The organism is Nostocoides sp. F2B08 (genome assembly GCF_009184895.1).
Taxonomy (GTDB): Bacteria; Actinomycetota; Actinomycetes; order Actinomycetales; family Dermatophilaceae; genus F2B08.
Map to the genome: position 1 here is coordinate 365,391 of NZ_WESE01000001.1, position 23,244 is coordinate 388,634.

Below are 23,244 nucleotides of genomic sequence, written 5' to 3' on the forward strand. Positions count from 1 at the left end.
CGGGGGGCGCTCGATAGGCTGAGACGGTGAGCACTCAGTCCCGTGTCTTCGTGGGCCGCCTGGCCGGACTCAGTGTCTTCGACCCTCTTGGCGACCAGGTCGGCAAGGTGCGCGACGTCGTCATCACGGCCTCGAGCCGACGCCCCCGAGCGATCGGGTTGGTGGTCGAGGTGCCGGGACGGCGGAGGGTGTTCCTGCCGATGACGCGCGTGACCTCCGTCGAGGGTGGTCAGGTCATCACGACCGGACTGGTCAACATGCGCAGGTTCGAGCAACGGACCAACGAGACCCTCGTCGTCGCCGAGATCTTCGAGCGCCAGGTGCGGGCCCGCACCGAGGACGGCGAGGTCATCGACGTCACCGTCGAGGACATCGGGATCGAGAAGCAGCAGAACCGCGACTGGGTGATCTCGCGGGTGTTCTGCCGGGTCGGTCGGCCGGCCACCTCGACCTTCACCCGGCTCACCCGCCGCAAGGGCGAGAGCTTCGTGGCGGACGTCGCCGACGTGACCGGACTGCTCGACCAGAGCCGTGAGCAGAGTGTCGAGCGGCTGCTCGAGACCTACGCCGACCTCAAGGTCGCCGATCTCGCAGAGGTCATCCACGACCTGCCCCCCGCCCGCCGGGCCCAGGTGGCACAGGCCCTGGACGACAGCAAGCTCGCCGACGTTCTCGAGGAGCTGCCCGAGGACGACCAGGTGGAGATCCTCGCGGGCCTCGACGTCGAGCGTGCCGCCGACGCCCTGGAGGCGATGGAGCCCGACGACGCCGCCGACCTGCTTAACGAGCTCGACCCGCAGCAGGCCGAGCAGCTGCTCAGCCGCATGGAGCCGGATGACGCGGCGCAGATGCGGCGGCTGCGGGCCTACGACGACGAGTCCGCGGGCGGTCTGATGACCGCAGAGCCGCTTGTCCTCGGCCCCGAGGCGAGCATCGCCGAGGCCCTCGCCATGGTGCGCCGCGAGGAGATCTCACCGGCGACGGCAGCCGTCGTCTACGTGTGCCGGCCGCCGCTGGAGACCCCGACCGGCAAGTACCTCGGCCTCGTGCACATCCAGCGACTGCTGCGCGAGCCGCCGCACGCGCCGGTCGGTGCGATCCTCGACAAGGACGTGCAGACGCTCGCTCCGGAGGATGCGCTCGGGAGGGTCACCCGCCTGATGGCGACCTACAACCACGTGTCTCTCCCCGTATGTGACACCGATGGTCGGCTGCTCGGCGCGGTGACCGTCGACGACGTGCTCGACCACATCCTGCCCGACGACTGGCGTGAGGACCGCCACGATGTGACCGAGGACCTCCCAGTCGTCACGGGGGTCCAGGATGGCTGACCGCACCCGTATCGACCAGCCGCGTGAAGCGCGCAGCCTGCGGTTGCGCCGGCCATCCGGACTCACGAACGAAGCCTTCGGAATCATCGCCGAGAAGTTCGCCCGCTTCATGGGCACGCCTCAGTTCCTCATCGGGATGACGGTGTTCGTGGCGGTGTGGCTGATGTGGAACACCTTCGCCGCACCGGAGCTGCAGTTCGACCCTCGAGAGCTGAACTACACCCTCCTGACCCTGATCCTCTCCCTCCAGGCGTCCTACGCCGCGCCGCTGATCCTGCTCGCGCAGAACCGCCAGGACGACCGTGACCGGGTCGCGTTCGAACAGGACCGCATCCAGGCCGAGCGCAACCTGGCCGACACCGAGTTCCTGACTCGCGAAGTGGCCGCGCTTCGCATCGCGATTCGCGATGCCGCAACCCGCGACTTCGTCCGCTCCGAGCTGCGCTCGCTGCTCGACGAGATGGAGGAGCGGGGCCTGCAGGTGACGCCGGTCGCACCCCCAGAGGGCCGGAAACGGAGCGAGAACGGAGGCAACCCGGGCACGGCTTAGCATGGAGAAATGCCCGAGGTCACCCACGACGCCCTGATCGCCGCCCTCAGCACGGTCGACGATCCCGAGATCCGCAAGCCCATCACCGAGCTCGGCATGGTCGACTCCGTTTCGGTCGACGAGTCCGGCCGGGTCGCGCTGACGATCCTCCTCACCGTCGCGGCGTGCCCACTCAAGGACACCCTGACGCGCGACTCGACCGCTGCTCTAATGAAGGTTCCCGGCGTGACAGCCGTCGACGTCACGCTCGGCGTGATGAGCGACGAGCAGCGCGGTGCGCTGCGCCAGCAGCTGCGCGGTGGAGCGCCGGAGAAGGAGATCCCGTTCGCCAAGGCCGGCTCGCTCACCCGTGTGTATGCGGTGGCCTCGGGCAAGGGAGGGGTCGGCAAGTCCTCGGTGACGGCCAACCTCGCCGCCGCGATGGCCGCCTCGGGGTTGCGTGTCGGTGTCGTCGACGCCGACATCTACGGCTTCTCCATCCCGCGGATGCTCGGCGTCGAGCACCGGCCCACCCAGGTCGACGACATGATCATGCCGCCCGTCGCGCACGACGTGAAGGTCATCTCGATCGGGATGTTCGTGCCAGGCAACCAGCCGGTGGTCTGGCGCGGGCCGATGCTGCACCGCGCGCTCCAACAGTTCCTCGCCGACGTGTTCTGGGGGGACCTCGACGTCCTGCTTCTCGACCTCCCGCCCGGCACCGGTGACGTCGCGATCTCCATCGCACAGCTCATCCCGACCGCCGAGATCCTCGTCGTGACGACACCGCAGCAGGCGGCCGCCGAGGTGGCCGAGCGGGCCGGCTCGATCGCGCTGCAGACTCATCAGCGCCTCGTCGGTGTCGTCGAGAACATGTCGTGGCTAGAGCTGCCCGACGGCAGCCGCCAGGAGATCTTCGGCTCGGGCGGCGGTCAGCAGGTCGCCGAGTCGTTGACCCGGTCCATCGGCGCTGAGGTCCCGCTGCTGGGCCAGATACCGCTCGACGTCCGGCTCCGCGAGGGTGCCGACACCGGTTCGCCTGTCGTCCTCTCGGATCCCACCTCCCCCGCGGCCGTCGCGCTGCGGGGAGTGGCCAAGGGCCTGTCCACCCGGGCGCGCGGCCTCGCCGGCCGCAGCCTCGGCCTCACCCCCGCCGGTCGCTGACGCGCCTCTGGCATGCCCGACGCGGCGCAGCGACGTCACCGGCATGCCGACCGCGCGACGTACCGCGCCCCTGGCATACCCGAACCCCAGGCTCACCCCACCGGCATGCCGACCGCGCGACATACCGCGCCCCTGGCATACCCGAACCCCAGGCTCACCCCACCGGCATGCCACCCGCGCGACATACCGCGCCCCAGGCATACCCGAACCCCAGGCTCACCCCACCGGCATGCCACCCGCGCGACATACCGCGCCCCTGGCATACCCGAACCCCAGGCTCTGAACGATGGCCTGCCTAGGTCGCGTCCGTATCCCAGGGCGTCGGGCGCTTCGGGTCGTAGCTGGTCGGGTCCAGATCCTCGGCCGCCACCGGCTCCGACGACCGTCGTCCGGCCACAGCCGCTGCTCCCCCGCCGGCCGCGGCGGCACCGACACCGGCTGCGGCATCCCGCACCGGAGCCGCGGCATCCTCGAGCGGCTCGACGAGCGCCTGACGCACGATACGTCGTGGGTCGTACTGCCGGGGGTCGTACTGCCGCCAGTTGATCTCCTGGTAGTCCGGCCCGAGCTGCTCCTTGAGCTGCCCCTTCGCCCCCTCGGCCATGACCCGCAGCTGGCGGATACCCCGAGCGAGCTTCGCCGCATACTCCGGCATCCGGGTCGGGCCCAGCACGATGATGGCGATCAGAATCAGCAGGAGGATCTCTCCGCCGTTGATTCCGAGCATGGGCGACCGACTTTCGCGTGGGTGGGACCGGCGACGCCACCGCGGCTTCGGCAGCCGCGGTGGCATCGCGGCTACGAGTCGGCGGAGCGACCTTGCAGTGTCATTGTGACATCCAGCTCGGCGGAGCCCCGCTGCACCTTCAGAGTGACCTGGTCACCGACGCTCTGCGAGCGGATGGCGACGACGAGCTCGTCCGGGGTGGTCATCGGTCGGCCCTCGAACTCGAGGATGACGTCGCCCGCCTGCAGTCCGGCCTGGTCGGCCGGCCCACCCGGGGTGACCGAGGGCTGGTCGGCCTCACCCTCGGCGAGGATCTTGACGCCCTCACCCTGGTACTGCCGATCGAGGATGACGCCGATGATCGGGTGCTCCGCGACGCCGGTGCGGATGAGCTGCTCCACGGTCTTGGCGACCTGGTCACTCGGGATCGCGAACCCGACGCCGATGTTGCCGCTCGTGCCGCCACCCAGCGCCGCCGTCGACGCGATCGCGCTGTTGACGCCGATGACCTGGCCGTCCATGTTGAGCAGCGGTCCGCCGCTGTTGCCGGGGTTGATCGCGGCATCGGTCTGGATGGCGTTGATGAACGACTGCTGCTCACCGCCACCCGGGCTGACCGGCCGGTTCAGGGCGCTGATGATGCCGGACGTCACGGTCGAGTCGAGACCCAGTGGGGCACCGACCGCGATGACGCCGTCACCGACGCGCACGTCCGCCGAGCTCCCCAGGGGCAGCGGCTCGAGGGTCACGCCGTCGACCGCGAGAACGGCGAGGTCGTACGAGGCGTCACGGCCGACGATGGTCGCGTCGTGACGCTGGCCGTCGGCGGTCTGGACGACGACCTCACCGCCGTCGACCGCCGCCTCGATGACGTGGTTGTTGGTCACGACGTGGCCCTGCTCGTCGAAGGCCCAGCCGGACCCCGACCCGCGACCGCCTTGTCCCTCGACATAGATGGTCACCACGCTGGGGAGGGCCCTGGCGGAGATGTTGGCGATGGAGCCCTGCGGACGGTCGGTGGCACCGGCGCCCGGCGTCGGCGCCGGAGCGGAGTACCCGTTGGGACCGAAGTTCAGGTAGTCGTTCGCTCCGAGCCACCCGCCCGTGATGCCGCCGAGTGCGCCGGCCAGCACAGCGGCGAGGGTCGCGGTCGTCAGCATCGCGCCCCAGCCCGGACCCTTGCGCTCACGAGGCGGGGGCGGCGAGCCGTACGCATAACCCGGGCCGGGGTAGGCCGAACCGTGGGAGCCCTGCCCGGCCGCCGCATACTGGGCTGCGCCGCCGGGGTATGCGGTGGCCTGGCCCTCGTAGCTCCACACCGGAGCCAGGGGCTGGGCCGGGGCCGCCGGAGCGGCCTGCGCCTCGGAGTACACGGGGATCGCCTCGGTCGTCTCACCGCTGGGGGTCGACAGGTCGGCGCCGTGCGCGGAGTCCGAGTACTGCTCGGTGTCCTGCTCGCCGTACTGCTCGCCCACAGGGTGCGCGTCCACGCGCTCCGCGTTCGAGAACTGCATGTCGGGGTGCCGGCTTTCGGAGGGCTGCTCTCGCGTCTCGTCCCAGCCGGACTGCTCGGGGGCCGGTCCCTCGGGGTGCTGGTTGAAGTCGTTGTCGTCGTGGCGCATGGTGGTCCTTCGCGGGTGGCGGGCGTCTCAGTGGTGGATCGTGAGGGGACGGTGGGGATGGGCCGGTACCCGGTCGGGCAGGGTCGCCCGCAGGATGTGCCGGCCTACGACTCAGGACAGGCCTGGTGCGACCTGGGGGATGGGACGGGAGTGGCGTCCGCGGTCGCCGTCGTGACGGGGCGCACGGTGCGCGAGCGCGGTGCGCAGCTGGGCCCGGCCTCGGTGGATTCTCGAGCGGACGGTTCCGAGCTTGATGTCGAGGGCCTCGGCGACTTCCTCGTAGGTCAGACCTTCGATGTCGCAGAGCACCACCGCGGCCCGGAAGTGCGGCGGCAGTGCGTTGAGTGCCGCCTGGATGTCACCGTCGAGGTGGGTGTCGGAGTACACCTGCTCGGGGCTCGGCGATCGGCTCGGCAGGCGGGCGGCCCACTCGTCTGTGAGCGCATCGAAGCGGATCCGCTGTTTGCGGCGCATCTTGTCGAGGAAGACGTTGGTCGTGATCCGGTGCAACCAGCCTTCGAACGTCCCGGGCTGGTACGTGTGCAGGGACCGGAACACCCGGATGAACACGTCGTGGGTGAGGTCCTCCGCGTCGTGGACGTTTCCGGTCAGACGGTAGGCCAGGCGGTACACGCGGGCGGAGTGCTCCTGGACGATCTCGTCCCAGGTGGGGGGAGTCCAGTCGGTCATGGGGTTCGTCCTCGCAGTCGGCGGGTCGCGTCGTCGGATCCCTAGTCTCGACCTTGTACCTGGGAGTCACCTGGGAGAACGATCCCAACCGCCTGCGGATCGGCCCGCCGCCTGATCTGGACTCTGCGGAGGCGCGGGAGGCCGGCGGCGGCGCGTCCACGGACACCGGTGGCGCGGTCGAACTAGGCTGAGTCGCATGACCTCGATCAAGCCGGCCAGCTGGACCTACGCCGAGGAGTTCGTCCCCGAGAGTGAGATCCACGAGCGCGCCAGGCTGCGCGGCTCGGAGCTCGGCGCGAGCGCCGTCGGGACCGGAACCGGCCCGGCTCTGCGGATGCTCGCGGCCGCCGCCCGGGCCATGTCGGTCTGCGAGATCGGCACCGGCGCCGGCTGTTCCGGGCTGTGGCTGCTCGAAGGCATGCCCGAGGGCGGCGTGCTGACGACGATCGACCTCGAGGCGGAGCACCAGATCGCCGCCAAGGAGGCGTTCGCGGCGGCAGGTGTCCCGCACCAGCGGACACGTGTGATCACCGGACGGGCGCTCGACGTCCTCCCCCGCATGACCGACGCCGCCTATGATCTCGTCTTCATCGATGCGGACAAGGCGGAGTACCCGGCCTATGCCGAGCACGGCATCCGGCTCCTGCGCAACGGCGGTCTGCTGGTGCTCGACAACATGCTCTGGGGGGACCGGGTCGCCGACCCAGCCGTCCGGGACGAGAAGACCGTGACGTTGCGGGGCCTGGGCAAGGACCTGCGCGAGCGCGACGACCTCATGTGCACGCTGCTCCCGGTCGGTGACGGTCTGCTGGTCGCGGTCAAGCGTTGACGGTCCGACGACCATCTACGGGACGACGACAGGTCGACACCGAGCCGACAGTGACCGACCGGACTGGTCGGCACGGGAAGCCCGACGAACGGCGGGGCGGTCCGACCTACTCCGCACTCGCGGAGCCTGGACCGGCACCCCGGCGGAAGCCGGCCGGGCCTTCGGCGATGGCGACCACCTCGAAGTCCTCGATGACGTCCGGCGCGGTCCCGATGAGCTCGCTGCCGGGTGAGGTCGCAGCTTCCGACTCGAACTGGGACCGGAACTCGTCGCGGTCGCGAGCGGTGTCGAAGACATAGGTGCCCTCGAACCACTCCCCCTCCCGCATCCGCCACGTCTTGAAGGCGAGGCCGTCGAGGAACATGAAGCGGGCCATCGACGTCCCGACGACATACTCCCGCAGCTCGTCGGCGATAGAGCCGGGAGCGTCGGCGAGCGACCATCGCACGGCCAGGCCGTACCCCGCGTGCATCGATCCGGGATTCATCCAAGTCCTTCCAGCCACGCGAGGACCGCTCGCGCGCCATATCCTGTGGCCCCCTTGGCGAGGATGCCCTTGTCCACGTCAGAGCGACCGGAGCCGGCGATGTCGAGGTGCGCCCACGGCACCCCTCCGGCGAACTCTCGCAGGAAGAGTGCGGCTGTGATGGCACCCGCTCCGACTCCGGGCGCGACGTTGCCGAGGTCGGCCACGTCGCTGCTCAGCGCCTCACGGTAGTCATCGACGAGGGGCATCCGCCAGAACGTCTCACCGGTCGACTCACCTGCCCGGCGCAGACCTTCGACGACCGCGTCGTCCGTACCGAAGATCGGGGCCGTGCTCCTCGCCAGCGCGACCCTCGCGGCACCGGTCAGGGTCGCCACGTCGACCAGGACGTCGGGCGCGAGCTCGGCCACCGCATACGCCATGGCGTCTGCGAGCACGAGGCGCCCCTCGGCATCGGTGTTGCCGACCTCGACGGTCCGACCTCCGTAGTGGGTGATGACGTCGGACGGGCGGAACGAGCTGCCGCTGACATGGTTCTCGGCGAGGGCCAGCAGTCCGGTCACGCGGACGGGCACGGCGAGCTCGCGACACTGGGATAGGGCGGCCAGGACGATCGCGGAGCCGAGCATGTCGGTCTTCATGGCGAGCATCCCGTCGGCGGGTTTGATGTCGAGACCACCGGTGTCGAACGTGATGCCCTTGCCGACGAGGACCACGTGTCGGGTGTCGCGGTCGGCACCCCGCGGCGTGTAGTCGAGTCTGACCAGCCGAGGCGGGGTGGCCGATCCGGATCCCACGGCCAACAGCCCGCCGAAGCCGTCGCGAGCGAGCTCCTTCTCGGTCCACACATGCGACGCCAGCCCCGACCGTCGCGCCACCGAGCGGGCCTGGGTCACCATCCACGCGGGGTTCTTGACGTTCGAGGGCGTCAGCCCGAGACCACGGGCGATCAGGGTGCTCCGGCACCGGGCGAGGGATCTGCGGATGCGCTCCTCGTCCACGCCGACGTGCAGCCCGGCGAGGACGAACGCGTGCTCCGGTGGCCCGCTGGGGCGGACCGGCCCCTGCTGTCGCCAGGCCGGGGCCGTCCACGAACCGAGCGTGACTCCCTCGACGAGGGCACTCTCGTTCCCCGCCCCGAACGTCAGCACGAGGGCGCTGACGTCGCGACAGGCCCTGCCCACGGCCGCTCCGGCGATGCGCACATCCGACGGCGTCTCTCGGCCGAGCCCGACGAGCACCACCCGGGCGACCGCCCGGGAGGCACTCCCACGACCCGCCCGCGGCAAGGGAACCTGGGTTATCGAGCCGGCCGCGGACGAGGGCGCGTAGGTCACCAGGACCTCGTCGCCGTCCAGCCCCAGCTCGCGTAGCGCGGCGGTCGTTCCCGCTCCGACGACCTCGACCTCCTCGGATCCGTCCTCGGCGAACCTCGAGCGCACACCCACCGCGAGGACCGGCTGTCGTGCGGGTTCGGTCGGCGGAACCGACAGTTCGGCGATGTCGTCGAGCACGGACCACCGGGGCAGTGTCGGGTCGAGGAGGTTCTCGGTGTCGCGACGTCGTCTGATCGCAGGGTTCGGCAGGCGGGGCGCTCTCGGACTCACCCTCCGACCCTACCGACCCGCCGACGGGTCACTCGATCAGAGATGCCGGAGGAACCACCGGCTGGACAGGGCTAGCACCCGGTCGAGCGCGCCGGGCTCCTCGAAGAGGTGCCCAGCTCCCGGGACGATCTCGAGGGCCGTCTCACAGCGCATCCTGCCCCGAGCCGTCCGGTTCAGGTGGAGGACGTGTGTGTCGTCGCCGCCGACGATGAACAGCGTGGGCGACACGACGTGGGCGATGACCTCTCCCGTGAGGTCCGGGCGCCCACCTCGGCAGACCACTGCCGCCACGCGCGGACCGAGTTCGGCAGCCGCCCGCAGCGCGGCCGCGGCTCCGGTCGACGCACCGAAGAAGCCGATCGACCCCACCGACAGGTCCTCCCGGCCGGCGAGCCACTCGGTGACCGCGGTGAGGCGAGCGCCCAGCAGCTCGATGTCGAAGACGTTCGACCGGTCCCGTTCCTCGGCGGGGGTCAGCAGGTCGAAGAGCAGGGTTCCGAGACCGGCCTGCCCGAGGCCCGCCGCGACGTACCTGTTGCGTGGGCTCTGGCGGCTGCTGCCCGAGCCGTGGACGAACACCACGGTTCCGCGCGGACGGGGTGGCTGGTCGAGGCGGCCCTCGAGCGTGACGTCGGGCAGTGGGATCCGGACATCCTCATGCATCCACGTTCCGGAGCCACCACCCCCGACCTCGGTCGCTCCGGTTGGATCCGGTAGCGGCGGCCTTCCGGAGGCACGCTGCAACAGGGCGACGACCTCGTCGTCGCCGGTCTGGTCGAAATCGGCGTAGAACTGGCCGACCGCCCCGAAGTCCGCCGGCCGCTCCACGACGACGACGTCATCGGCGAAGTCCTCCAGACGGCCCTCGATGTCGTCCGGTGCGACCGGCGCGGCCACGACGACCCGCGCGGCACCGAGCTCGCGCGCCACCCGACAGGCAGCCTTGACGGTCGAGCCGGTGGCGATCCCGTCGTCGACGATCACCGCCACCGCGCCGGTCAGCGGCACCCGCGGTCGTCCCTGACGGAAGAGCGCCGTTCGCCGCTCGAGCTCGGCACGCTCACGCACCTCGACAGCCTCGAGCTGCTGGTCGGTCACGCGCGCCCGGTCCACGATGCGCCGGTCGAGGATCCGTACCCCGTCCTCGCCGATCGCTCCCATCGCCAGCTCCGGTCGATACGGCACCCCGAGCTTGCGGACGACGATCACGTCCAGCGGGGCGCGCAGGCGCACAGCCACCTCGAAGGCGACCGGGACACCGCCTCGCGGCAGCCCGACGACGACGACGTCCTCGCGACCTGCGAGCGGCAGGAGGTGATTCGCCAACCGACGACCGGCCTCGACGCGATCACTGAACACGACCCACCTCTCCCGTTCAGTATGACGCGCTGGCACCTGCCCCGGAGGCGGATCCGACGCAGCGACCCCCGGGACCGATCGGTTCCGGGGGTCGCTGCGGGCGAGGAGTCGCCAGGCGCTACTTCAGACCTTCGCAGTTCTCGATGGCTGCGCCGAGAGCGCGCACCTCGTCGGGGGTCATCTCGACGACGAGACGCCCGCCGCCCTCGAGCGGCATCCGCAGCACGATGCCGCGGCCCTCCTTCACGACCTCGAGGTCGCCATCACCGGTCCTCGGCTTCATCGCCGCCATGAGCACATCCCTTCGTCCGCCACCGGCCGGGCCACCGACGCGACTCGTCGGTGTCGACACCTGGCTCCCGGCCACTGTCGTGGACCATTATCCCGCACCCTTGCACTACGCGCGAAATCTGCCGCACCGCACCGGTCCGCACGACATACGGTTGGGCAATGACCACAACCACCGAGTCCCCCGTCGTCGTCGAGACCACCCATGCGGTGCGCACCGTTCGGCTCAACCGACCCGATGCCATGAACGCCCTGGACGTCGCGACGAAGGAGGCACTTCTCGAGGCACTCACGGCGGCCGCCCAGGACGAGAGCGTTCGCTGCGTCGTCCTGACCGGCACGGGTCGTGCGTTCTGCGTCGGCCAGGACCTGCGCGAGCACGTCGCCGGGCTCGAGCGCGGGGCGGACTTCCTCGCCACGACGGTGTCCGAGCACTACAACCCGATCGCGACGCTCCTGGCGTCGATGAACAAACCCGTCGTCACCGCGGTCAACGGCGTGGCCGCGGGAGCGGGGCTGAGCTTCGCGCTCGCCGGTGACGTGCGCATCATGGTCGATACCGCCGGGATGAACACCGCCTTCGCGGGCATCGCCCTCTCGTGCGACTCGGGGGCCTCGTGGTGGCTGCCCCGGCTTGTCGGGCACGCGCGCGCCAAGGACCTCTTGTTCTTCCCCCGCACCATCCCGGCCCCAGAGTGCCTCGATCTCGGCCTGGTCACCGGCGTCGTGCCCGCGGAGCAGTTCGAGTCAGCCGTCCGAGAGGCCGCGGAGCGGCTCGCCGCCGGCCCGACGCAGGCCTACGGCGCCATGCGTCAGGCCGTCCTGTCCAGCGCGTCGATGCCCCTTCCGGAGGCCCTCGAGGTCGAGGAGTCCTTCATGGCCAGCACCGGCGACACCGCGGACCACCGGGAGGCGGTCCGCGCATTCCTCGCCAAGGAGCCGCCGACCTTCACCGGCAGGTGAGCCGTCACGGTGGGTAGCCGGACGGCGGCTCGAACACCAGCAGCCCCATCGTCCAGTGCCACTGCCCCCACAAGAAGGCCACGATCAGGAGTGCGGCGAGCGCCGGCCACCACCGCGGGATCCGCCGCAGCCCTCCCCCGATGATCACGAGGGCCACCGGGAAGAGTGGGATGGCGTACCGGATCAGGCTGGTCCCGACGTCGAGCACCACGGCGAGGTAGGCGGGATAGGCAAGCATCCACAACCGCAGCTCCATCGGCAGCCGGTAGGCCCAGGGGCCGACGGCGGCGGCGATGAGGAAGGCGACAAGGAGGCCGACGGCGAGTGCCGCATACAGTCTCGGCCGGGCGCTGTCGGCGAACAGCAGGACCGCCGTGTTGTCGATCCACGGTCGAAGGGGCACGATCTCGTGACCCGCCCGCCAGGACGACATGGTCTCCGAGTACGCGTCCGAGCGACCGGTTCGCAGGCCGACGAAGGTCGGCCACAGGACCGCCGAGAGCCCGGTCACCGCGAGTGCGGCGACGGGTTCGACGAGGGTATGCGCGGGTCGCCCCGGGCGCTCCCGCCACCAGGCGAGGACCTCGCGCAGGACGACGACACCGACGACGGCGGCCACCGGCACCGCGATGGGACGGGTCAGGCCGAGAAGGACGGCGAGAACTGCGACGGCGCCCCAGCGCCGGTCGATCAGCGATGTCAGCAGCCCGACCAGGATGAGCATGGCGAGCGCCTCGGTGTAGGCGATCTGCAGTGTCGGCGCGGCAGGTTGGACGGCCCACACCGTCATCGCGGCGAGCGCCACCGGTGCCGGTGCGTACCGCGCGAACAGGTGAACCATCAGCACGGCGGCGCCGGCGCCGGCGACGAGGGAGACCAGGGTCGCGGCGAGCCGGAAGTCGGCGCCGGTGAGCCCCATCAGCCGGCCGACGAGCTCCGGGAACAGCGGATAGAAGGCCCACGCGTTCTGTGCGACGTTGCCGACCGCGTCGAGCGGCAGCTGATCCGGGTAGCCGTTCTCGACGATATGGCGGTACCAGCTGCCGTCCCACAGGACCGACATGTCGAGGAACGTGACCTTTGGACCGGTCCACTGCTCGAACGGCACCTGACGGGGAACGGACTGTGCGATGAAGGCGGTCGAGACGAGCCGAGTGGCTACGTAGACGAGGAGTGCGGCGAGTGCGAGCCGCACACGGCCGACGCCGCCGGCCGTCTCAGCCGGCGTCACGGAGGATGCGGGCCAGTGCCCGTCCGAAGACGACCTTCCCTGCCGCGTCGAACACGGGCCGCACCCGCCGCGCCAGAGCTCCGTTCGCGGGGACGACCTCCTCCTGCCACGTCACCCGGGTCCCTCCCTCCGGGAGGGCGGCCAACGAGATGTCCGCCCATCCGGCGAGCACGCGGCCGACCTTCTCGATCCGGAGGCGCCGAGGTGGTTCCCACACCGTGACGACCATCGGGTCGTCGAACCCGAGCGGTCCGACGGCGGTTCTGGGGGTGAAGCGCCAGCCGAGCCGTGGCGGGCCCGGGTCACTCGTGACCCTCTGTAGCGGAACGCCTTCGGCGTGCCCGACGAGGTCGCTGACCTTTTCCCAGACGGCCTCGACGGGCTCGGCCGAGGTCTGCGACAGCGTGAACACCGCTCAGCCTCTCCGGATGTCGGTCGGGCGGTCGACGGCCCTGGCGCCCGGATGGCCACCGTCCACGGCGCTCCGGTCCACCTCCGACTCGAGCTCGGCGATGCGTCGCCGCAGTGCGCTCAGAGCGTCGTCGACCTGGTCCATCCGGTACCCGCGCAGGGCGGTGTCGAAGCGCAGCGCCGCGACGTCGTCGGGACCGGGCTGTTCCGGGAGGCGCACCGGCGGGGTCGTGTGGACCGGCTCGGCCATCCCGTCGTAGGGCAACCGTCCGGCCAGCATCGCGAGGAAGCCCACGATGAGAGCGACCGCGACGACGACGACGAGAACCCAGAACACGCAGCCGACTCTAGGCCAGTGCGACGCCGACCGTGACGGTGTGTCGCCGGATCGTCGCCCGATGTGATCGTCGGAACGGCTGAGGCGGAGCATGCTCAGGGGTGACGCCCGTCCCATGTCGGCCTACGCTGACCGGGAGGAGGAGGAACGTCCATGAAGACGTCGACCTGGTTCGAGCACGCGGTCCGTCCCGAGCACGTGGCAGCGGAGCTTCGGGAGAGTGTCCCGGAGCTGCTCGCCGATCCAGGCCTTCTCACGGGCTGTCGGATCATCCGCCTCCGAGCCGCGGAGGACGAGGGCCACTGGACGGCGACCTACCTGCTCGACCTGGGCGACCGGACGGTGTCGGCGCACGGCCTGCTCGTGCCACCTGATGCCGCGCCGCCCGCGTCGGACACCATGCAGGGGCAGCCCACCCCGTTCGCCGGCGACGGCTGGTCACAGTGGCTGCCTCGCTCACGGGTCCTGCTGCACACCCGGACCAGGGACGATGCCATCCCGGGCCTTGCCGCGATGACGGATCCGCCATCGGCCCTCGAGGTCCTCCAGCCCCTCCTCGCCGAGACGCCGGACGGCCGTGCAGCGATGCCGGTCGATGTCACGACAACCGTCGCCGCCTACAAGCCGGGCGTCCGGGTGACCCTCATCTGCGACCTCGCCTATGCCCCCGAGCCCGCCACCTCCGATTCGACGGCGGCGCACCCAGGGCCGCGGGCCGTCGTCGTCAAAGCCACCGCCGGCGACGACGCTCTGGTCCTGCACGAGGCACAGTGCGCCCTGTGGGACTCACCGCTCGGCTCCGACGCCCGGGTGCGGATCGCCCGTCCGATCGCGCACGTGCCCGAACTCCTCCTCGCGGTCCAGAGTCATCTCGACCATGACCGGACGCTCAAGGACCTGCTCGCCGACGCCTTCGCCGTCCATGGCGTGGTGGGCGACCCGGCGGGGGGCCCGGCCACCGTGCGCGATGCCGCCCCACCGGATCCGACCATGGCCGTGCGCGCGACGGGCGCCGCGCTCGCAGCACTGCACTCGAGCGGCGTGGCGCACGGCGGTGTCGTGTCGTTCTCCGACGAGCTGGCCACGCTGCGTCGCAAGCATGACAGCCTCGCCGGGGTCGTGCCGTGGCTCGCCGAGCTGACCGACGGCGCGCTCGACCGGCTGGCGTCGGCCGCGGAGTCCAGCGCGGTCGAGTCCGCGGTCCCGTCGCACGGCAGCTTCCGCACGGCACAGGTCCTCCTGCTGGCCGACGGCGGTATCGGCCTCATCGACCTCGACAAGCTGCGCCAGGCCGAACCGGCTGCCGACATCGGCCCGTTCCTGGCCAAGCTGCGGCACACGGCCGTGAACAAGGGCTCCGAGACGGGCACACTCCCGGACGAGCCGACGCGGACCAGCCTGGGGTCGAGGGTGGATGCACTGCGCGAGGCCTTCCTCAGCGGGTACGAGGAGCATGCGGCGCTGTCCCGTCAGCGGGTCGCCGTCTGGGAGGGCCTCGAGCTCGTCGCGCTCGTGGTCGGTGCGGCGAAGAAAGGGATGGCTGAGCGGGGTGACTCGTGTGCTCGCATGCTGCGCGCGCACCTCGATGTGCACGACCTGTGAGTCACCGTCCGGGTGGGGCAAAGGCACCGGTCCGCCGATGGCCGGGCGGTCCGCCAGCCGCCCGGAGGGCCGGGGTCTCGCGAGAGGCGTCGCTGCTACATCAGCGCGTCACGAGCGGCGACGATGTAGGCGACCGCGTCGTCGACGTCGTCGGTGACGTACAGCAGGTCGAGGTCGTGCGCACTGATCGTCCCTGCGGCGGCGCACGTGTCGCGCAGCCAGCCCAGGAGCCCGGACCAGTAGTCCGACCCGAGCAGCACGATGGGGAACCTCGTGACCTTGTCGGTCTGGACGAGGGTGAGCGCCTCGAAGAGTTCGTCGAGGGTGCCAAGTCCCCCGGGGAGGACGATGAAGCCCTGCGCAGACTTGACGAACATCGTCTTGCGCACGAAGAAGTAGCGGAAGTTCACCCCGAGGTCGACGTAGTCGTTCAGACCGGTCTCGAAAGGCAGCTCGATGCCCAGCCCGACCGAGGTCCCGCCGGCCTCCAGCGCTCCCTTGTTCGCCGCCTCCATGGCACCCGGACCGCCGCCGGTGACGACCGCATACCCCGCCTCGACCAGGGCAGCGCCCACGCGCACGGCCATCTCGTAGATCGGGTCCGCCGGGTGCGTGCGGGCCGAGCCGAAGACGCTGACCGCCGGGCCGAGCTCGGCGAGCGCGCCGAACCCCTCGACGAACTCGCTCTGGATGCGCAGCACCCGCCACGGGTCGGTGTGCAGCCAGTCCGCTCCCCCGGTGTTGTCGAGGAGTCGTTTGTCGTGGGTGCTCGTCGGGACCTGGGACCGGCGCTTGACGACCGGGCCGGTGCGGTACTCGCGGCGGTCGGGACCGCCCGTCATGCGAGCCACCGGCGCAGGGCCGCCTCACACTCGACGTAGTCGGCCACCGGGGCCCGCTCGTCGTCCATGTGCGCCAGGTTGGGGTCTCCCGGTCCGAAGTTGACCGCCGGAACCCCCATCGCCGAGAAGCGCGCCACGTCGGTCCAGCCCTGCTTGGCCTCGACGGGGACTGCGAGGGCCTCGACGAACGCCCGCGCCGCGGGCCGGTTCAGCCCGGGCCTCGCACCGCCCGCGTTGTCGGTGACCTCGAGGGCGAACCCGTCGAAGACCTCGCGCACGTGCGCCTCTGCCTCCTCGGGTGACAGACACGGCGCGTAGCGGTAGTTGACCGTGACCACGCAGCGGTCCGGCACGACGTTGGTGGCGGTGCCACCCGAGATGAGAACCGCACCGAGGGCCTCGCGGAACTCGAGACCGTCGACGGTATGCGTCTGCGGGCTGTAGTCGACGAGCCGCCGGAGGATCTCGGCCGCCTCGTGGATAGCGTTGTGTCCCTTCCACGGACGCGCACTGTGCGCGGCGACCCCCGAGGTGCTCACCTCCGCACGGAGCGTGCCCTTGCACCCCCCTTCGACCGCGGCACCGGTCGGCTCGAGCAGCACCGCGAAGTCGGCGTCGGCGATGAGGTCGGGCCGCTGACGCTCGACGTGGAGAAGCCCGTTGTGCTCGCTCTCGATCTCCTCACCCTCGTAGAACACGAAGGTGATGTCACGAGAGGGCTCGGGGACGGTCGCCGCGATGCGCAGCTGCACCGCGACCCCGCCCTTCATGTCGACCGTGCCGCGCCCGTGCAGCATCTCGACGCCGTGCTCGACGGTGCGTCGGGTCGGGAGGTTCAGCGCATCTCCGCTCGCCGAATCGACGGAGACGGGGACGGTGTCGATGTGCCCGGCGAGGACCACGCGCTCCGGCCGGCCCAGCTCGGTGCGCGCGATGACCGTGTTGCCGATCCGGGTGACCTCGAGCGCGGTGCTCGCGCGGAGTGCCGCTTCGATCGCGTCGGCCAGCGCCGACTCCGCGAGGCTCACCGACGGGATGTCACACAGGTCGGCGGTCAGCGTCACGACGTCCTGGGCGAGGTCGAGTGACGGTGTCGGCGCGTCGGCGGGATCCGGCATGGCGACAGCCTAACGAGGGATACCACCCTGTCCCGTCGGGTCAGCCGGGGTTCGGGCCGACTGCTTCGCGGGCAATAGGCTGGGCCGATGACCTCCCGCACCGCCTCCGGCCACGGCCTACTGACGATCACGACCGAGGGCTCCGCCACACCGGGAACCGTGCTCGACGGCTGGTTCCCCGCCCCCGTCCTCGGCGAGGGCACCGCCACGGCTCCGGCCGGCCTGGACGACCTCGCGGTCGAGGATCCGGCTCGCGGGACGCGCCGCGAGGTGCGCTTCGTGTCCATCGACCTCGATGCGGCGCCCGCGGACACGGCCGACGCATACCTGCGTCTCCACCTGCTCTCCCACCGCCTCGCCGAGCCCAACTCGATCAACCTGGACGGCATCTTCGGCGTGCTGCCCAACGTCGTCTGGACCGACCGGGGGCCCTGTCTCGTCGACGGTTTCGAGACCGTTCGGGCCCGGCTGATGGCGAGCGGTCCCGTCACCGTCCTCGGTGTCGACAAGTTTCCCCGGATGGTCGACTACGTCGTCCCACCGGGGGTGCGCATCGCCGACGCCGACCGGGTCCGTCTCGGAGCGCACCTCGCCGCCGGGACGACCGTGATGCACGAGGGGTTCGTGAACTTCAACGCCGGAACCCTCGGCACCTCGATGGTCGAGGGGCGGCTGTCGCAGGGTGTCGTCGTCGGCGACGGCTCCGACATCGGCGGCGGCGCCTCGACGATGGGCACCCTGTCCGGCGGCGGCACCGAACGGGTGCGCATCGGTCAGCGCTGCCTGCTCGGCGCGCAGGCCGGCCTGGGGATCGCCCTCGGCGACGACTGCGTCGTCGAGGCCGGGCTCTACCTGACAGCCGGCACGAAGGTGACACTTCCGGACGGCCGTGTCACCAAGGCGCGGGAACTCTCGGGGCAGTCCAACCTGTTGTTCATCAGGAACTCCACGACGGGTGCCGTCGAGGCGCGACCGCGCGACGGGCACGGCATCGTCCTCAACTCGGCGCTGCACGCCAACGACTGACCGACCGCTCCCGCGCCGGCCCCGCTCGACCCGACCACGCCACCCCTTCGACCCGGATCAGCATGTCCACATCCTTCTCACGCCCGCCGCTCGCCGAGGAGCACGCTCCTCGGCGGCGTCGGCTCGGCTGCCTGCTCGGCAGCCTGCTCGTGGGCGCGCTCCTCGTCACCGGCGTCTACGTCGGCGTGGAGTGGTTCCGCACCGGCATGGACCTCGGTGGCCAGGTGTGCCGGGCCACGGCCGCGGGGACGACCGTGACCTTCACACCCGAGCAGATGGACAACGCCGCCACGATCGTCGGTATCGGGATGGGTCGCGGACTGCCGGCCCGGGCGGGCACGATCGCGATCGCCACCGCCATCCAGGAGAGCAAGCTCCGCAACATCGACTACGGCGACCGGGACTCGCTCGGCCTGTTCCAGCAGCGACCCAGCCAAGGGTGGGGGACCCCCGAGCAGATTCTCACGCCCGAGTTCTCCACGAACGCCTTCTACGACGCACTCGTCCGGATCGACGGGTACCAGGACATGGTCATCACGGAGGTCGCCCAGGAGGTGCAGCGCAGCGCCTTCCCGGACGCCTATGCCGACCACGAGACCGAGGGACGGGTGATCGCGTCGACGCTGGCGGGCCACACGGCCGAGTCCATGGTGTGCCGTCTCGACGCCCCGACCGGGCATACCGTCCACGACGACCTCGTCGTCGACCTCCAGAGCCACCTCGGCCTGACGGGGACCATCGACGCCGACGGCCGCACCCTCACCGTCGAGACCGCTGACCCGCAGCAGGCCTGGTCCGTGGGTCAGTACCTCGTCGCGAAGGCAGAGCGCCACGCCGTGACAGAGGTGCAGGTCGATGACCGCCGGTGGGTCCGCCGCAGCGGTCCCACCAGTCTCGAGTGGCAGTCCGCCGACGCGTCTGTCGGTCCGACGACGGTCGTCGCCACCCTCACCCCGACGCCGACCGAGAGCTGACCCGGGTCAACCACCGTGCCGGACCCGGTGCGGGGCGACCAGGCCGGTCGCGGGTCGAGCCTCAGCGCTGGGCGATGTCGATGTAGTCCCGCGACCCTTCGCCGATGTAGACCTGCCGCGGACGGCCGATCTTCGTGGCCGGGTCCTCGATCATCTCGCGCCACTGGGCGATCCAGCCGGGCAGTCGCCCGAGTGCGAAGAGCACCGTGAACATCCGGGTGGGGAAGCCCATCGCCTTGTAGATCAGGCCGGTGTAGAAGTCGACGTTGGGGTAGAGCTTCCGCTCGACGAAGTAGTCGTCGGCGAGCGCGATCTCCTCGAGGCGCATGGCGATCTCGAGCAGCTCGTCCCCTGCGCCTGTCTTCTCGAGGATCGTGTGCGCGGTGTCCTTGACGAGCGCCGCCCGGGGGTCGTAGTTCTTGTAGACCCGGTGCCCGAAGCCCATCAGGCGGACGCCGTCCTCCTTGTTCTTGACCTTGCTCATGAAGGTGTCGACGTCGTCGTCGGAGTTCTGGATGCGCTCGAGCATCTCGAGGACGGCCTGGTTGGCGCCACCGTGCAGCGGACCGAAGAGGGCGTTGATACCGGCCGAGACCGAGGCGAAGAGGTTGGCGTGGGACGAGCCGACGAGCCGCACGGTCGACGTCGAGCAGTTCTGCTCGTGGTCGGCGTGCAGGATGAGCAGCTGGTCGAGCGCCGTGACCAGGTCCGGGTCGATCTCGTACTGCTCGGCGGGCACACCGAAGGTCATCCGCAGGAAGTTCTCGGGATAGGACAGCCGGTTGTCGGGGTACTGCAGCGGCTGGCCGATCGACTTCTTGTAGGCGTAGGCAGCGATGGTCGGAAGCTTGGCGATCAACCGGATCGTCGAGATCTCGACCTGCTCGTCGTCGAAGGGATCGAGACTGTCCTGGTAGAAGGTCGACAGCGCCGACACCGCAGAGGAGAGGACCGGCATCGGGTGCGCGTCCCGAGGGAACCCGTTGAAGAAGGCCTTGAGGTCCTCGTGCAGCATCGTGTGCATCCGCACGCGGTCGGTGAAGTCCTCGAGCTCGGTCTGGGTGGGCAGCTGCCCGTAGATGAGCAGGTAGCTGACCTCGAGGAAGCTGGAGTTCTGCGCCAACTGCTCGATCGGGTAGCCCCGGTAGCGCAGGATCCCCTCGTCGCCGTCGATGTAGGTGATCGCGCTGGTGCAGCTCGCCGTGTTGGTGAACCCGCTGTCGAGCGTGACGTTGCCCGTCTCCTTGAGCAGGGCGGAGATGTCGTAGCCGCCGTTGCCCTCGGTCGCGTCGACGAGCTTCAGATCGAGGGTCTTGTCACCGGTAGAGAGGGTGGCTCCAGCGGTCGGGTCCGTCATGGTGCGTGGTCCTTCACATCCGTCGAGGACTTCGGCGCTCGCCATGGGTCGCGACGCTCGGCCTCGAGCTGACAGGGTCGGTGTCTCCGCTCGACCCTATCCCGACATGTCAGGGCTGGCGAACTCCGTCCCGCCCGTCGACCGCTCGGCGCAGCCGCGCTGCCGCCCAACCGATCCGGGCGTCGTCAGCGGTCAGCGCGATCCGCACATGTGCCTGTCCGGCCACTCCGTAGAAGGCGCCGGGAGCGGCGAGGATCCCGAGGTCGGCGAGCCGACCCAGCGTGGTCCACGAGTCCTCCCCCGCACTCGCCCAGAGGTACAGGCCGGCCTCCGAATGGTCGACCCGCAGGCCGTACTTCTCCACGGCAGGGCGCAGCACGGCCCGTCGCGCGGCGTACCTCGCCCGCTGCTCCTCGACGTGGACCGGGTCCGCGAGGGCCGCGAGCATCGCCCTCTGCACGGGCCAGGGCATCATCATCCCGGCGTGCTTGCGGACCTCGAGGATCCGACCCACGAGTGCGGGATCGCCGGCGACGAACGCGGCGCGGTAGCCGGCGAGGTTGGACTGCTTGGACAGGGAGTACACGCAGAGGAGACCCTCATGCGACCCACCGGTGACCCGCGGGTCAAGCACGCTCGGCGTCGTCGGGAACCGGTCGCGCTCCTGGGCGGGCCGCCAGTCCAGCTCGGCGTAGCACTCGTCGGACGCGACGATCACGCCATGCCGTCGTGCCCAGGCGACGACCTTGGCGAGGTGCTCGACGCCGAGGACCTGGCCGGTCGGATTGCCGGGACTGTTGAGCCACAACAGCTTCGGCGCGGTGTTGGTGGTGACCGGCCCGAAGGCCGTCGTGGCGTCGGCGGGGAACGGTGTCGCGCCGGCGAGCCGGGCGCCGACGTCGTACGTGGGGTATGCGGTGCGCGGGAATGCGACGACGTCACCCGGTCCGAGGCCGAGGATCGACGGCAACCACGCCACGAGCTCCTTGCTCCCGATCGTCGGCAGCACTCCGGCGGGGTCGACGTCGGGGACGCCGCGCCGGGCGGCGAACCACGTCGCGACGGCCTCCCGGAGGTCCGGCGTGCCGTGGGTCTGGGGATATCCCGGTGCGTTCGAGGCCGCGCTCAGGGCGTCCTGGACAACCTGCGGAGTCGGATCGACAGGGGTGCCGACGGACAGGTCGACGAGTCCTCCGTCATCGCGGGTCGGACCCTCCGTCGCGCCGTGCTCGGGCTCGGGGGCCGAAGCCGGCGCACCGTAGCCACGGGCACGCTCCCGGAAGGGCACGAGCGAGTCCCACGGGAAGTCGGGGAGGTGTCGCATCGGGCGCCGTCGCTCGACGGACCGTGTCTGACCGGCGGGGCGGCCGGTCAGTGGTCGTGCTGCTGCGGCGGCAGGGCCGCGATGACCGGGTGGTCCTTGGGGATGAGTCCCATCTTGGCCGCACCGCCCGGGCTGCCGAGGTCGTCGAAGAACTCGACGTTGGCCTTGTAGTAGTCGGCCCACTCCTCGGGCACGTCGTCCTCGTAGTAGATCGCCTCCACCGGACAGACCGGCTCGCAGGCCCCGCAGTCGACGCACTCGTCGGGGTGGATGTAGAGGCTGCGCTCGCCCTCGTAGATGCAGTCGACGGGGCACTCGTCGATGCACGCCTTGTCCTTCAGGTCGACACAGGGCTGGGCAATCACGTACGTCATGGCGGACATACTATGCGTCCGTGCCCGGTGACTCGACCACCTCCTCCACACCCGGGACCCGGGTCGCGGTCCGGTTCCTCCTCCCGGAACCCGACCCCCGGACCGGAGCCCGTCTGACGGACGTGACGGGAACACTGGTCGAGAACGGACCTGACCGGGTCGTCGTCGACTCGGCGCGCGGTCGCGTCGTGGTTCCGCGCGAGCGGGTGGTCGCGAGCCGGGTGATCCCGCCCCGCCCGGTCCGACGCGGGGCGCCACACCGGAGTCTGTCGCTCGAGGACCTCGAGCGCGTCATGAACGGTGCCTGGCCGCCCGTCGAGCGCGAGATGCTGGGACAGTGGGTGTTGCGGGCCGGGCACGGCTTCACGGCCCGCGCCAACTCGGCACTCGCGATCGGATTCCCGGACGCACCGCTCGGGCAGGCGCTCCTCGAGGTGGCCCGGTGGTACGAGCAGCGGTCGCTGGGACCTCTGCTCACGGTTCCCGTCCCGGAGGTCGGGGCGCTGCCCGAGGATCCGGTCGTCCAGGCGGCCCTGGCCGCCGGCTGGCGGACCGGCGAACCCGTGCTCGTCCAGTCGGCGGCGGCCCGGGAGGTGCTGCAGGTGCCCGCTCCGGACGTGCGGGTCGAGGTGGGAGCGCGGATGAGCGATGAGTGGTATGCGGCGCTCGCCGCCTACCGCGCCGCACCCCGGGCGGCAGCGCAGGCCGTGCTGCACGGGTCACCCGACCAGCGCTTCGCCCTGGTTCGGGACGCCGAGGGCGCGGTGGTCGCGATCGGCCGGCTCGGCGTGAGTGACGGGTGGGGCGGCCTGGGCGCGATGTGGGTGGCGCCGGGTCATCGCCGCCGCGGACTCGGGCGCGCTCTCGTCCGCACGATGGCCACGGAGGCCGCCGGCCTGGGCTGCGTCTCCCTGCACCTTCAGGTCGAGGTGGCCAACTCGGCCGCGAGGACGCTCTACGCCGAGGTGGGCTTCACGACGCACCACGCCTACGCATACCTCGCACCGGGTGTCGTCCCGGGTCCCGTGTCGCGGGCATGCTGACCTCGCCGA

At 70.8% G+C, this 23,244-nt stretch carries 24 protein-coding genes; 9 read left to right on the plus strand and 15 right to left on the minus strand.

Annotated elements, in window-relative coordinates; genetic code table 11:
• Nucleotides 1-26: 26 nt before the first annotated feature.
• The 3 genes from GA707_RS01630 to GA707_RS01640 are packed head-to-tail and all read left to right on the plus strand — an operon-like array spanning nt 27 to nt 3,024.
• Nucleotides 27-1,331 (plus strand): magnesium transporter MgtE N-terminal domain-containing protein, encoded by a 1,305-nt coding sequence (locus GA707_RS01630; protein ID WP_152176666.1) that lies wholly within the window; start codon nt 27-29, stop codon nt 1,329-1,331.
• On the plus strand, nt 1,324-1,881 hold the full coding sequence (locus GA707_RS01635; protein ID WP_152176667.1) for a DUF1003 domain-containing protein: 558 nt from the start codon (nt 1,324-1,326) through the stop codon (nt 1,879-1,881). Before GA707_RS01630 ends, GA707_RS01635 begins: the two co-directional genes overlap by 8 nt.
• A 9-nt stretch (nt 1,882-1,890) precedes the next feature.
• Nucleotides 1,891-3,024, plus strand: coding sequence for an Mrp/NBP35 family ATP-binding protein (locus tag GA707_RS01640; protein ID WP_152176668.1), 1,134 nt, complete (start codon nt 1,891-1,893; stop codon nt 3,022-3,024).
• 295 nt (nt 3,025-3,319) lie between these two features.
• Here GA707_RS01640 and GA707_RS01645 read toward each other — a convergent pair whose 3' ends face one another.
• The 3 genes from GA707_RS01645 to sigE all read right to left on the minus strand — a co-directional run bounded on the left by GA707_RS01645 (nt 3,320) and on the right by sigE (nt 6,063).
• Nucleotides 3,320-3,751, minus strand: coding sequence for a twin-arginine translocase TatA/TatE family subunit (locus GA707_RS01645; RefSeq protein WP_152176669.1), 432 nt, complete (start codon nt 3,749-3,751; stop codon nt 3,320-3,322).
• A 71-nt stretch (nt 3,752-3,822) separates the two neighbouring features.
• Nucleotides 3,823-5,373: a S1C family serine protease gene (locus tag GA707_RS01650; RefSeq protein WP_152176670.1), complete on the minus strand. Its 1,551-nt coding sequence runs from the start codon at nt 5,371-5,373 to the stop codon at nt 3,823-3,825.
• A 111-nt stretch (nt 5,374-5,484) separates the two neighbouring features.
• Nucleotides 5,485-6,063, minus strand: coding sequence for an RNA polymerase sigma factor SigE (sigE, locus tag GA707_RS01655; RefSeq protein WP_152176671.1), 579 nt, complete (start codon nt 6,061-6,063; stop codon nt 5,485-5,487).
• 196 nt (nt 6,064-6,259) lie between these two features.
• Between sigE and GA707_RS01660 the strand changes: the two genes are divergently transcribed.
• Nucleotides 6,260-6,892, plus strand: coding sequence for an O-methyltransferase (locus tag GA707_RS01660; RefSeq protein WP_152176672.1), 633 nt, complete (start codon nt 6,260-6,262; stop codon nt 6,890-6,892).
• Nucleotides 6,893-6,998: 106 nt separating this feature from the next.
• Here the strand turns inward: GA707_RS01660 and GA707_RS01665 are convergent, their stop codons facing one another.
• From GA707_RS01665 to GA707_RS01680, 4 genes are all read right to left on the minus strand, one after another.
• Nucleotides 6,999-7,379, minus strand: a complete 381-nt coding sequence (locus tag GA707_RS01665; protein ID WP_226963459.1) for a hypothetical protein — start codon at nt 7,377-7,379, stop codon at nt 6,999-7,001.
• Nucleotides 7,376-8,986 carry a M17 family metallopeptidase gene (locus tag GA707_RS01670; RefSeq protein WP_226963460.1) on the minus strand — a complete coding sequence of 537 codons (1,611 nt, stop codon included), beginning with the start codon at nt 8,984-8,986 and terminating at the stop codon, nt 7,376-7,378. Before GA707_RS01670 ends, GA707_RS01665 begins: the two co-directional genes overlap by 4 nt.
• Nucleotides 8,987-9,022: 36 nt before the next feature.
• Nucleotides 9,023-10,345, minus strand: coding sequence for a phosphoribosyltransferase family protein (locus tag GA707_RS01675; RefSeq protein WP_226963461.1), 1,323 nt, complete (start codon nt 10,343-10,345; stop codon nt 9,023-9,025).
• A gap of 118 nt (nt 10,346-10,463) precedes the next feature.
• Nucleotides 10,464-10,637 (minus strand): DUF3117 domain-containing protein, encoded by a 174-nt coding sequence (locus tag GA707_RS01680; RefSeq protein WP_152176674.1) that lies wholly within the window; start codon nt 10,635-10,637, stop codon nt 10,464-10,466.
• A 158-nt stretch (nt 10,638-10,795) separates the two neighbouring features.
• Between GA707_RS01680 and GA707_RS01685 the strand changes: the two genes are divergently transcribed.
• Nucleotides 10,796-11,596, plus strand: coding sequence for an enoyl-CoA hydratase/isomerase family protein (locus GA707_RS01685; protein ID WP_152176675.1), 801 nt, complete (start codon nt 10,796-10,798; stop codon nt 11,594-11,596).
• 4 nt (nt 11,597-11,600) lie between these two features.
• Here the strand turns inward: GA707_RS01685 and GA707_RS01690 are convergent, their stop codons facing one another.
• Genes GA707_RS01690 through GA707_RS01700 form a run of 3 tightly spaced genes read right to left on the minus strand, consistent with a single transcriptional unit; the run spans nt 11,601 to nt 13,575 of the window.
• Nucleotides 11,601-12,827, minus strand: a complete 1,227-nt coding sequence (locus GA707_RS01690) for a hypothetical protein (protein ID WP_152176676.1) — start codon at nt 12,825-12,827, stop codon at nt 11,601-11,603.
• Entirely contained in the window at nt 12,814-13,239 is a 426-nt protein-coding gene (locus GA707_RS01695) for an SRPBCC family protein (RefSeq protein ID WP_152176677.1), read from the minus strand. The genes GA707_RS01690 and GA707_RS01695 overlap by 14 nt, the downstream gene beginning before the upstream one ends.
• A 3-nt stretch (nt 13,240-13,242) precedes the next feature.
• Nucleotides 13,243-13,575, minus strand: coding sequence for a DivIVA domain-containing protein (locus GA707_RS01700; RefSeq protein ID WP_193315116.1), 333 nt, complete (start codon nt 13,573-13,575; stop codon nt 13,243-13,245).
• A gap of 153 nt (nt 13,576-13,728) precedes the next feature.
• Between GA707_RS01700 and GA707_RS01705 the strand changes: the two genes are divergently transcribed.
• Nucleotides 13,729-15,177, plus strand: coding sequence for a phosphotransferase (locus GA707_RS01705; RefSeq protein ID WP_152176679.1), 1,449 nt, complete (start codon nt 13,729-13,731; stop codon nt 15,175-15,177).
• A gap of 95 nt (nt 15,178-15,272) precedes the next feature.
• Here the strand turns inward: GA707_RS01705 and GA707_RS01710 are convergent, their stop codons facing one another.
• Nucleotides 15,273-16,019, minus strand: coding sequence for a TIGR00730 family Rossman fold protein (locus GA707_RS01710; protein WP_152176680.1), 747 nt, complete (start codon nt 16,017-16,019; stop codon nt 15,273-15,275).
• Entirely contained in the window at nt 16,016-17,137 is a 1,122-nt protein-coding gene (gene dapE, locus GA707_RS01715; protein WP_152176681.1) for a succinyl-diaminopimelate desuccinylase, read from the minus strand. Before dapE ends, GA707_RS01710 begins: the two co-directional genes overlap by 4 nt.
• 87 nt (nt 17,138-17,224) lie before the next feature.
• Here dapE and dapD point away from each other — a divergent pair, with 87 nt between their 5' ends.
• On the plus strand, nt 17,225-18,163 hold the full coding sequence (gene dapD, locus GA707_RS01720) for a 2,3,4,5-tetrahydropyridine-2,6-dicarboxylate N-succinyltransferase (RefSeq protein ID WP_152176682.1): 939 nt from the start codon (nt 17,225-17,227) through the stop codon (nt 18,161-18,163).
• Nucleotides 18,164-18,225: 62 nt separating this feature from the next.
• Nucleotides 18,226-19,137: a hypothetical protein gene (locus GA707_RS20675; protein WP_193315117.1), complete on the plus strand. Its 912-nt coding sequence runs from the start codon at nt 18,226-18,228 to the stop codon at nt 19,135-19,137.
• Between the two features lie 61 nt (nt 19,138-19,198).
• Here the strand turns inward: GA707_RS20675 and GA707_RS01730 are convergent, their stop codons facing one another.
• From GA707_RS01730 to fdxA, 3 genes are all read right to left on the minus strand, one after another.
• Entirely contained in the window at nt 19,199-20,494 is a 1,296-nt protein-coding gene (locus GA707_RS01730; protein ID WP_152176683.1) for a citrate synthase, read from the minus strand.
• A gap of 109 nt (nt 20,495-20,603) precedes the next feature.
• Nucleotides 20,604-21,818 carry a succinyldiaminopimelate transaminase gene (dapC, locus tag GA707_RS01735; RefSeq protein WP_152176684.1) on the minus strand — a complete coding sequence of 405 codons (1,215 nt, stop codon included), beginning with the start codon at nt 21,816-21,818 and terminating at the stop codon, nt 20,604-20,606.
• 47 nt (nt 21,819-21,865) lie between these two features.
• Entirely contained in the window at nt 21,866-22,192 is a 327-nt protein-coding gene (gene fdxA / locus GA707_RS01740; protein ID WP_152176685.1) for a ferredoxin, read from the minus strand.
• 20 nt (nt 22,193-22,212) lie between these two features.
• On the opposite strand from fdxA, the gene GA707_RS01745 reads away from it, so the two are divergent.
• Nucleotides 22,213-23,235 carry a GNAT family N-acetyltransferase gene (locus tag GA707_RS01745; RefSeq protein ID WP_152176686.1) on the plus strand — a complete coding sequence of 341 codons (1,023 nt, stop codon included), beginning with the start codon at nt 22,213-22,215 and terminating at the stop codon, nt 23,233-23,235.
• Nucleotides 23,236-23,244 lie beyond the last annotated feature (9 nt).